The sequence below is a fragment of the Salipiger sp. genome (assembly GCF_059781815.1).
In genome coordinates, this window is the sequence record NZ_JBYNAH010000032.1 from 21250 (window position 1) to 29655 (window position 8406).

11 protein-coding genes are annotated in these 8406 nt (G+C 67.1%); 5 read left to right on the forward strand and 6 right to left on the reverse strand.

The window, feature by feature from the left end:
• From AC6RA4_RS05785 to AC6RA4_RS05805, 5 genes are read left to right on the forward strand one after another with little or no spacing between them, the layout of a single operon-like run.
• Complete coding sequence (locus tag AC6RA4_RS05785; protein ID WP_500158300.1) at positions 1 to 348, forward strand: Na+/H+ antiporter subunit C; 348 nt, start codon at positions 1 to 3, stop codon at positions 346 to 348.
• Positions 345 to 2009 carry a monovalent cation/H+ antiporter subunit D gene (locus AC6RA4_RS05790; protein ID WP_500158302.1) on the forward strand — a complete coding sequence of 555 codons (1665 nt, stop codon included), beginning with the start codon at positions 345 to 347 and terminating at the stop codon, positions 2007 to 2009. The genes AC6RA4_RS05785 and AC6RA4_RS05790 overlap by 4 nt, the downstream gene beginning before the upstream one ends.
• A gap of 2 nt (positions 2010 to 2011) precedes the next feature.
• The gene (locus AC6RA4_RS05795; RefSeq protein WP_500158304.1) at positions 2012 to 2503 is read left to right on the forward strand and encodes a Na+/H+ antiporter subunit E; all 492 of its coding nucleotides are present in this window, start codon (positions 2012 to 2014) and stop codon (positions 2501 to 2503) included.
• The gene (locus AC6RA4_RS05800) at positions 2503 to 2772 is read left to right on the forward strand and encodes a K+/H+ antiporter subunit F (protein WP_500158319.1); all 270 of its coding nucleotides are present in this window, start codon (positions 2503 to 2505) and stop codon (positions 2770 to 2772) included. The genes AC6RA4_RS05795 and AC6RA4_RS05800 overlap by 1 nt, the downstream gene beginning before the upstream one ends.
• Positions 2773 to 2782: 10 nt before the next feature.
• The gene (locus AC6RA4_RS05805; protein WP_500158306.1) at positions 2783 to 3172 is read left to right on the forward strand and encodes a Na+/H+ antiporter subunit G; all 390 of its coding nucleotides are present in this window, start codon (positions 2783 to 2785) and stop codon (positions 3170 to 3172) included.
• A 21-nt stretch (positions 3173 to 3193) separates the two neighbouring features.
• Here AC6RA4_RS05805 and AC6RA4_RS05810 read toward each other — a convergent pair whose 3' ends face one another.
• The 6 genes from AC6RA4_RS05810 to yidC form a co-directional block, all read right to left on the reverse strand.
• The gene (locus AC6RA4_RS05810) at positions 3194 to 3694 is read right to left on the reverse strand and encodes a SixA phosphatase family protein (protein WP_500158308.1); all 501 of its coding nucleotides are present in this window, start codon (positions 3692 to 3694) and stop codon (positions 3194 to 3196) included.
• Between the two features lie 11 nt (positions 3695 to 3705).
• Positions 3706 to 4374, reverse strand: a complete 669-nt coding sequence (locus AC6RA4_RS05815) for a ferredoxin (RefSeq protein WP_500158309.1) — start codon at positions 4372 to 4374, stop codon at positions 3706 to 3708.
• Complete coding sequence (gene argB / locus AC6RA4_RS05820) at positions 4371 to 5264, reverse strand: acetylglutamate kinase (protein ID WP_500158311.1); 894 nt, start codon at positions 5262 to 5264, stop codon at positions 4371 to 4373. The genes AC6RA4_RS05815 and argB overlap by 4 nt, the downstream gene beginning before the upstream one ends.
• A gap of 134 nt (positions 5265 to 5398) precedes the next feature.
• Positions 5399 to 6052 (reverse strand): ribosome biogenesis GTP-binding protein YihA/YsxC, encoded by a 654-nt coding sequence (gene yihA, locus AC6RA4_RS05825; RefSeq protein WP_500158313.1) that lies wholly within the window; start codon positions 6050 to 6052, stop codon positions 5399 to 5401.
• Complete coding sequence (locus AC6RA4_RS05830) at positions 6049 to 6789, reverse strand: MOSC domain-containing protein (protein WP_500158315.1); 741 nt, start codon at positions 6787 to 6789, stop codon at positions 6049 to 6051. The genes yihA and AC6RA4_RS05830 overlap by 4 nt, the downstream gene beginning before the upstream one ends.
• Positions 6786 to 8406, reverse strand: a 1621-nt coding sequence (yidC, locus tag AC6RA4_RS05835; RefSeq protein WP_500158317.1) for a membrane protein insertase YidC, incomplete at its 5' end; no start/stop codon positions are given. The genes yidC and AC6RA4_RS05830, both read right to left, overlap by 4 nt.

Consider the following 8406-nt stretch of genomic DNA (forward strand, 5'->3'; position numbering starts at 1 on the left):
ATGGAACTTGTCGTGGCAACCACGATTGGCGGCCTGACCGCTGCGGGGGTCTACCTGATCCTGCGGCTGCGGGCCTTTCCGGTCATCCTTGGGCTGACGCTGCTGACCTACGCGGTCAACGTCTTCGTCTTTGCCACCGGCCGTCTGGCCGTGGGCGTGCCGCCGGTGCTCAACGACGGCGCCTCGGCCTATACCGATCCGCTGCCGCAGGCGCTGGTGCTAACGGCGATCGTGATCTCCTTCGGCATGACCGCCGTGCTGGTGCTGATCGCGCTCGGCGCGGCGCTCGAGACCGGCGACGACCGGGTCAACATCGACGACGAGACGCGCGGGGAGGGTGACACGTGAATCACTGGATCATCGCTCCGGTCGTGCTTCCGGCGCTGCTCGCACCGGTCATCGCCTTCGTCATGCGCCATGACATCACCCTGCAGCGCGCCGCCTCGCTGGCCGGGGCGGTGGTGCTGACCGCCATCGCGGCGGGGCTGTTCATGCTCTCGGCCGATGGCAGCGTGCATGTCTACCGCCTCGGCGCCTGGCCTGCGCCCTTCGGCATCGTGCTGGTGCTCGACCGGCTTTCGGCGCTGCTCATCCTGCTGACCTCGGTGCTGGGGCTGATCGTGCTGATGCACGCGGCCGCGAGCGGCTGGGACACGCGGGGGCGGCATTTCCACGCGCTGATGCAGTTCCAGCTGATGGGCATCTGCGGTGCCTTCCTGACCGGCGACGCCTTCAACCTCTTCGTGCTGTTCGAGATCCTGCTGATCGCCTCCTACGGGCTCGCGATCCACAGCGGCGGCAAGGCGCGGCTGAAATCCGGCCTGCAATACGTCATCATGAACCTCGCCGGATCGAGCCTGTTCCTGATCGCGCTCGGCACGCTTTACGCCACCACCGGCACGCTCAACATCGCCGACCTGTCGGTGAAGGTGCGCGAGATCCCGGTCGAGGAGGCGGCGCTGGTGCGCGTGGCCTCGATGCTGCTGATGATCGTCTTCGCGGTGAAGGCGGCGCTGTTCCCGGTGCAGTTCTGGCTGCCCGGCACCTATGCCAACGCGCCCGCCCCGGTGGCGGCGCTGTTCGCCATCATGACCAAGGTCGGCGCCTACGCCATCCTGCGCATGCACACCGTGGTCTTCGGCCCCGACGCAGGCGCCATCGGCACCCTGTCACAGGACTGGCTGATGCCGGCGGCGCTGGTGACGGTGGCCATCGGCGGCTTCGGGGTGATGGGCGCACGGCGGCTGATGCCGCTCATCGCCTTCGCGGTGCTGGGCTCGACCGGCACGCTGATGCTCGCGGTCTCGGCCTTCAATCCCTATGCCGCGACCGCGGCGCTCTACTACCTGCTGCACTCGACCATGGCGACCGCGGCGCTGTTCCTCGTGGCCGACCTGCTGCTGACCCGGCGCGACAGCGGCGACCTGCTCAAGGTGGCCCCGGCCACGGTGCAGAACGGCTTCCTCGCGGCGCTGTTCTTCGCCGCCGCCATCGGTATCGCCGGCATGCCGCCGCTGAGCGGCTTCCTCGGCAAGCTTCTGGTGCTCGATGCGCTGCGGGTGGCGGATTATACTTGGCTGGTCTGGACCGTGGTTCTGGTGGGGTCGCTGCTGACCATCGTCGGCTTCGTGCGCGCCGGCAGCCTGCTGTTCTGGAAATCGACCTCTCCCGAGCTGGCAGGGCCGATGGAGCCCGAACCCGAGGAGGAGCGGCCCCCCGCGAACACGATCGGCCCGATGCTGGCCGCGCCGAGCATCCTGGCGCTGGCCTCGCTCGCCGCGCTGACGATCTTTGCCGGGCCGGTGGCGCGCCACATGAAGGCCACCGCCGAGCAGCTCTTCGATCCCATCGCCTATGTCACCGCGGTGCTGGTCGACCAGGATGGGACCAAGGATCCGTCGTCGAAGAAGGACACCCACGGCGAGGAGACGCATGGGGACGCCTCTGGCGAGGAGGCCTCCCACGGGGACAGCCCGGACGAGGGCACATCGCCTGAGGAGGGCCACTGACCATGCTGCGACGCGTCTTTCCGCACCCGATCCTGTCGCTGACGCTGGTCATCGTCTGGCTGGCTCTGGTCAACAAGGTCACGCTCGGCAACCTGTTCCTCGGCGTGGTGTTCGGCGTTGTGATCCCGGCGATGACGGCCCCCTACTGGCCCAACCGTCCCAAGCTGCGGGCGCCGCTGATGGCTGCCGAATACGCCCTCGTGGTGCTCTGGGACATCATCGTGGCCAATTTCGAGGTCGCCGCGATCGTGCTGTTCAAGCGCAACGACAAGATCCGCTCGCAATGGGTCGTGGTGCCGCTCGAGCTGCGCTCGCCCGAGGCGATTACCGTGCTCGCGGGGACCATCACCATGACGCCGGGCACCGTCTCGGCGACGCTGGCGGCCGACGGCGGCAGCCTTCTGGTGCACGCGCTGCACACCGATGACCCGGATGCCATCCGGGACGAGATCAAGAGCCGCTACGAGCGCCGCCTGATGGAGATCTTCCGATGATCGTCACCTATGCCTTGTACTTCGCCTTCGCCTGTTTCGGCTTTGGCCTGCTCTCGACCATGTGGCGCATGCTGGTGGGGCCGACCCAGGCGGACCGCATCCTCGCCCTCGACACCATGGTGATCAACTTCATCGCGCTGATCGTGCTCTACGGCATCTGGCAGGGCACCGCGATCTACTTCGAAGCCTCGATGCTGATTGCCATGGTCGGTTTCGTCTCAACCGTCGCCCTGTGCCGCTTCATCCTGCGCGGCGACATCATCGAGTAAGGAGGATCTGATGGATCAGGACCTGTCCCTGCTGGCCGAACTTCTGGTGGCCTTCTTCCTCGTGGTCGGGGGGATCTTTGCGCTGGTGGGCTCGATCGGGCTGATCCGGCTGAAGAACACCATGCAGCGCCTGCACGCGCCGACTAAGGCGACCACCGTCGGGGTCGGCGGCGCGCTGATCGGCTCGATGCTCTATTTCCTGCTGATCGAGAACCAGCTTTCGTTTCATGAACTGCTGATCACGCTGTTCCTGTTCCTCACCGCGCCGATCACCGCGAACTTCATCGCCAAGACCTACATGCAGGACAAGGTGCGCCGGAAGGATCTCCCGGAATCGGGCCGCGAATACGGCTGGGCGATCTACGATCACCCGCCCGAGATGACCGACGACGGCAAGTGAGGCCGTTCAGGCCTCGCTTTGTCAGGCCTCGCTTTCCTCGAGCAACTCGCGCGGGATGACGAAGCCTTTGGCGATGCCGGTGGCGGGTTCGAGCTGCGACCAGTCGTCGATTTCGAACTCGGCCACCAGCGTGGCGCCGGTGGGGTAGTCGGCAAAGCGCGGGTGGCGCGGCGGATCTGCCATCAGCTCATCGGCGAATTCGGCGATGCCCGGGTTATGCCCGACCATGATCACCGTATCGCCCACGGCCTCGGTGAGGCACTTGAGCATCGCCACCGGGCCAGCGTGATAGAGCCGGTCCTCGTAGCGCGCCTCGGCCTGCGTATCGAGCAGGGCAAGGGTCTCGCGGGTGCGCGTGGCGCTCGAGCACAGCGCCTGATCCGGCGCCAGCCCCTGCGCGCGCAGCCAGTCTCCCAGCGCTTTCGCGCTCTTGCGGCCACGCTTGTTGAGCGGGCGCTGGTGATCGGCGCCGCCGGACGACCAGTCCGACTTGGCGTGTCGCATGAGGATCAGTCGTTTCATGCGCTCCCTCCCTAGCTGCCGTCCCAGTTTCCCATGAAGGCGGCCATGTGAAAAGCCGCCTGTTGGTCGCGCCTCTGAAGGCTGTGCGACAGCGGGCAGGCGCGGCGGGCGCGGCAGCCCTGTTCGCGACAGTTCTCGCCGTCTGCGCTGCGCAGGAAGCGCTGGCAGGCGGCGACGTCATAGAGGGCCTTGGCGCTCAGCGCGCCGACCGGGCAGGCCGTGGCGCAGGGGCGCGTGGTGCAGGTTTCGCAGGGGGAGGGCGCCGGGGCTGCCAGCTCGAGGCGGTCGGGGAGGGCGATGGCGCCGCGATAACTGATCAACAGGCCGATCGTTGCGTGCACTGAGAGCCCGATGGGGGAGGGGAAGGCCTCTCCCGTGCGCGCGGCCCAGTGCAGGAAGGGCGGCCAGGGAGGCCCGTCCGAGGGCAGCACCGCCGTGCCGCCGAACTGTCGCGCCAGCCGGCCCAGAACCCGTGCCGACCAGCGGTCGAGCGGATCGGGGAGGGCATCGGCCTGTTCGGGAGAGGCCTCGAAGAGCGGCCAGAAGCCCGGCTCATCCGGCCCGAGCAGCACCAGCGTGCCGGTGCCCTCGGGCGCGCGATCTTCGGGACGGGGATGAAAGGCCCCGCGCAGGGCGAGGCCGCAGGCGCGGGCTGCCTCGGACAGCGCCGCGAGGCTCACTCGCGCGAACGCACCGGCGGCAGGTCGGCGGAGCGGATCAGCGAGCCGGCGCCGTGCTCGGTGAAGAGCTCGAGCAGGCAGGCATTGGACACCCGCCCGTCGAGGATCACCACCGCGCGCACGCCCTCCTCGATCGCCTTCAGGGCGGTCTCGGTCTTGGGGATCATGCCGCCGGCGATGGTGCCGTCGGCGATCATCGCGCGCACCTCTTCCGGGGTCATCGCCGTCACCACCTCGCCGCTGGCGTTCTTGACGCCCGAGACATCGGTGAGAAGCAGCAGCCGGTCGGCCTTCAGCGCGCCGGCGATAGCGCCGGCGGCGGTGTCGCCGTTGACGTTGTAGGTCTCGGTGACCTCGGTGCCGGTGGCCACGGGGGCCACGACGGGGATGATGCCGGCGTCGAAGAGATCGCGCAGCACCTGCACGTTCATCTCGATCGGACGGCCGACGAAGCCCAGTTCCGGATCGTCGGGCTCGCAGACGATGAGATCGTCATCCTTGCCCGAAAGGCCGACCGCGCGGCCGCCCTCGTCCATGATGGCCTGCACGATTCGCTTGTTCACCAGCCCGGTCAGCACCATCTCGACCACCTCGACGGTGGCCTTGTCGGTGACCCGCTTGCCGCGCACGAAATGGCTCTCGATGTTGAGCCGCTTGAGCATGTCGTTGATCATCGGACCGCCGCCATGCACCACCACCGGGTTCACGCCGACCTGACGCATCAGAACGATGTCCCGGGCGAACTCGGCCATGGCCTCGTCGTCGCCCATGGCATTGCCGCCGAACTTCACCACCACCACGGCGCCGGTATAGCGCTGCATGTAGGGGAGGGCTTCGTTGAGCGTGCGGGCGGTGGCGATCCAGTCTCGGTTCATCTTTTGCTGCTTCATGTCTAGAAGGCATCCTTCCGATGCGGTCGATTTGCCTTCCTGTGTCCGGGATGACCGCGTGGGACGCAAGATTTTTCGTACGAAAAATCTTTCCTCGCGGCTGGCGGGCGAAAACTCTTCGCGGAAGAGTTTTCTCAGTCGAGCCCTGCGATGATGGCGCGCAGAAGGGCGATGCCGTCACCCTTCTCGGAACTGGTCAGCACCAGTTCGGGAAACGCCGCCGGGTGCTTGGCGAGCTTCTCGCGCACCTGCGCCAGCACCTTCTCACGGTCCTTCTCCTTGACCTTGTCGGCCTTGGTCAGCACCGCTTGGAAGGTCACCGCCGAGCGGTCGAGCAGGGTCATGATCTCCTCGTCGACCGCCTTCACGCCATGGCGCGCGTCGATCAGCACGAAGGCCCGTCGCAGCGAGACCCGGCCCGAGAGATATTGCTTGAGTAGGCGCTGCCATTTCTCGACCACCGAGACCGGCGCGTTGGCAAAGCCATAGCCCGGAAGATCGACGAGGTAGCGCTCGTCGCCCAGGGTGAAGAAGTTGATCTCCTGGGTGCGGCCCGGCGTGTTCGACGCCCGCGCCAGCCCCTTGCGGCCGGTGAGCGCGTTGATCAGGCTCGACTTGCCGACATTGGACCGGCCCGCAAAGCAGACCTCGACGCGGTCGTCGGGCGGCAGACCGTCCATGGCGACCACGCCCTTGAGGAAATCGACTTCGCCGGCAAAGAGCTTGCGCGCCGCCTCGCGGGCGTCGTCATCGGGCTCTTTGGCGAGCGGGAAGGGAAGCGATGTCATATCGGGGTAACCTCGTTGCCTGTGGCGATCATGCCGCCCTTCGTGACCCGCGCATAGACCCCGAAATCGCGGTGGCCCCAGCCGGTATGCAGCGCCCGCACCGGCTCGGCGTCGCGCTGGCCGGTCTCGGGGCTGGCCTCGGTGGCGCGGCAGCGTTCAATGCGCTCGGTGATCTCGAGCTCGACATCGCCGATGCGCAGGCGCTTGCCGATCCAGTCGAACTCGGCCCAGGGGGCGAGCCCGTCGAGAATCAGGTTGCCGCGGAAGCGTTCGATCTGCAGCGCCCGGCCCATGCGCTCCTCGAGGGCGCGCAGGCTGGCGAGGCTGAGGATCGACAGCTCGGCGTGGCCATTGTCGCCCATGCCCTGGGGCGGGGCGGGGACGAGCAGGCGCGGCGCCGGCGCGGTCTCGGGCCAGAGCGGGCGCACCCAACTGCTGAGCGCCGGCCCGTCGCTGCCGGGGGCGACGGCGATGTCGGGGCGGTCGGGATGGGAGAGCGCGATGCGGCCGTCTGCCTCGGTGCGGGCGCGGACCTGCGCCAGCGCCGGGCCGTCGGCCACCACGAGGAAGTTCTTGCGCGGCAGCCAGCCGAGCTCTTCCGGGGCATGCACGTGCTGAAGCGCCCATGCCCGGTCTCCGGGCATGGGCGCATCCTTGTCCAGGATCACCGTCTCAAGGGGCTCGATGCCGATCCCCTTGATCGGGTAGCGCGCGATCTGGGCGAGCCTTGCGGTCATTTGCCCTTGGCGTCGCCGTCAGCCTTGGCCTTGCGCTTGAAGCCCGACTTGATGTTGCCGAACACGTCGGGCTTGTAGCCCTGGCTGCGCATGATCAGGTATTGCTGGGTGAAGGTGATGGTGTTGTTGGTGATCCAGTAGACGACGAGCCCGCTGGCGAAGCCGCCGAGCATGAACATGAACACCCACGGCATCCAGGCGAAGATCATCTTCTGCGTCGGGTCGGCGGGCGCCGGGTTCAGCTTCTGCTGCAGCCACATCGAGATGCCGAGCAGCAGCGGCAGGATGCCGATGAACACGAGCGCCAGGGTGCTGCCCGGCTCGGGCGCGGCCCAGGGCAGCAGGCCGAACAGGTTGAACAGCGAGGTCGGGTCCGGGGTCGAGAGATCCTGGAACGGGCCGAACCATGCCGCGTGGCGCAGCTCGAAGGCCACGAAGATCACCTTGTAGAGAGAGAAGAAGATCGGGATCTGCAGCAGGATCGGCAGACAGCCCGAGGCCGGGTTGACCTTTTCCTTCTTGTAGAGCGCCATCATCTCCTGCTGGAGCTTCTGGCGGTCGTCGCCGGCCTTCTCCTTGAGCTTCTCCATCTCCGGCTGAAGCTCCTTCATCTTCGCCATCGAGACGTAGGATTTGAAGGCCAGGGGGAACAGGATCGCCTTGATGATCAGGGTCAGGCCGATGATCGACCAGCCCATGTTGCCGATCAGCGCGTGGATGTGGTGCAGCAGCCAGAAGATCGGCTTGGTGAGGAAGAAGAACCAGCCCCAGTCGATCGAGTCGATGAAGCGCACGACGCCGGCATCCTCGTAATCGCGGATGGTCTCGTATTCCTTCGCGCCGGCGAAGAGCTGGGTGGTGACCTCCTGGGTCTCGCCGGGGGCGAGGGTCATGGTCGGCAGCACCGCCTCGGTCTGGTAGATGTCGCGGCGCTCGTCATACTTCGCGGCCTGCTTGAACGGCGCGCCCTGCTGCGGGATCAGCGTGGTCATCCAGTAGTGGTCGGTGAAGCCGATCCAGCCGTTCTCGGTCACCTGGGTGACCTCGGCGCGGGCGCCCTCGTTCTGGTTGATGTCCATGTCGGGCATGTCGGAGTAGCCGATTTCCGTCAGCTTGCCATCGGCGATCGCAACGACACCCTCGTGCAGGACGAAGAAGTTTTTCTGGTCGGCCGGCTCGCCATGGCGGGCGATGATGCCGTAGGGAGCGGCGGAAACGGTGCCCTCGCTCGCGTTCTCGACCGACTGGGTGACCGAGAACATGAAATCCTCGTCGACCGCGATGGTGCGGCGGAAGATCAGGCCGGCGGGGCTTTCCCAGCGCAGGGTGACGGGGCTGTCGGTGCCGAGCGTCTCACCGGATTCGATCTGCCAGGCGGTATTGGCGCCGGGGACGTCCTCGAGGCCGAGGCCCGAGCCCGGGGCCCAGCCATAGAGCGCGTAATAGGGGTTGCTGTCACCGACCGGCTCGAGGATCTGCACGTTGGGCGAGCCCTCGTCGAGGGTGACGGTGTAGTCCTTCAGGATCAGCTCGTCGATGCGGCCGCCTGTGAGCGAGATCGAGCCGCCGAGGCGTGCGGTGTCGATCGCGACGCGCGGGGCATCGACGGTCTCGGCC

What these genes read in the sequence shown, in the direction of transcription:
- AC6RA4_RS05785 (WP_500158300.1), top strand. Translation starts at nt 1, where the DNA reads ATGGAACTTGTCGTGGCAACCACGATTGGCGGCCTGACCGCTGCGGGG.
- AC6RA4_RS05795 (WP_500158304.1), top strand. Translation starts at nt 2,012, where the DNA reads ATGCTGCGACGCGTCTTTCCGCACCCGATCCTGTCGCTGACGCTGGTC.
- AC6RA4_RS05805 (WP_500158306.1), top strand. Translation starts at nt 2,783, where the DNA reads ATGGATCAGGACCTGTCCCTGCTGGCCGAACTTCTGGTGGCCTTCTTC.
- AC6RA4_RS05810 (WP_500158308.1), bottom strand. Translation starts at nt 3,694, where the DNA reads ATGAAACGACTGATCCTCATGCGACACGCCAAGTCGGACTGGTCGTCC.
- argB (WP_500158311.1), bottom strand. Translation starts at nt 5,264, where the DNA reads ATGAAGCAGCAAAAGATGAACCGAGACTGGATCGCCACCGCCCGCACG.
- yihA (WP_500158313.1), bottom strand. Translation starts at nt 6,052, where the DNA reads ATGACATCGCTTCCCTTCCCGCTCGCCAAAGAGCCCGATGACGACGCC.
- AC6RA4_RS05830 (WP_500158315.1), bottom strand. Translation starts at nt 6,789, where the DNA reads ATGACCGCAAGGCTCGCCCAGATCGCGCGCTACCCGATCAAGGGGATC.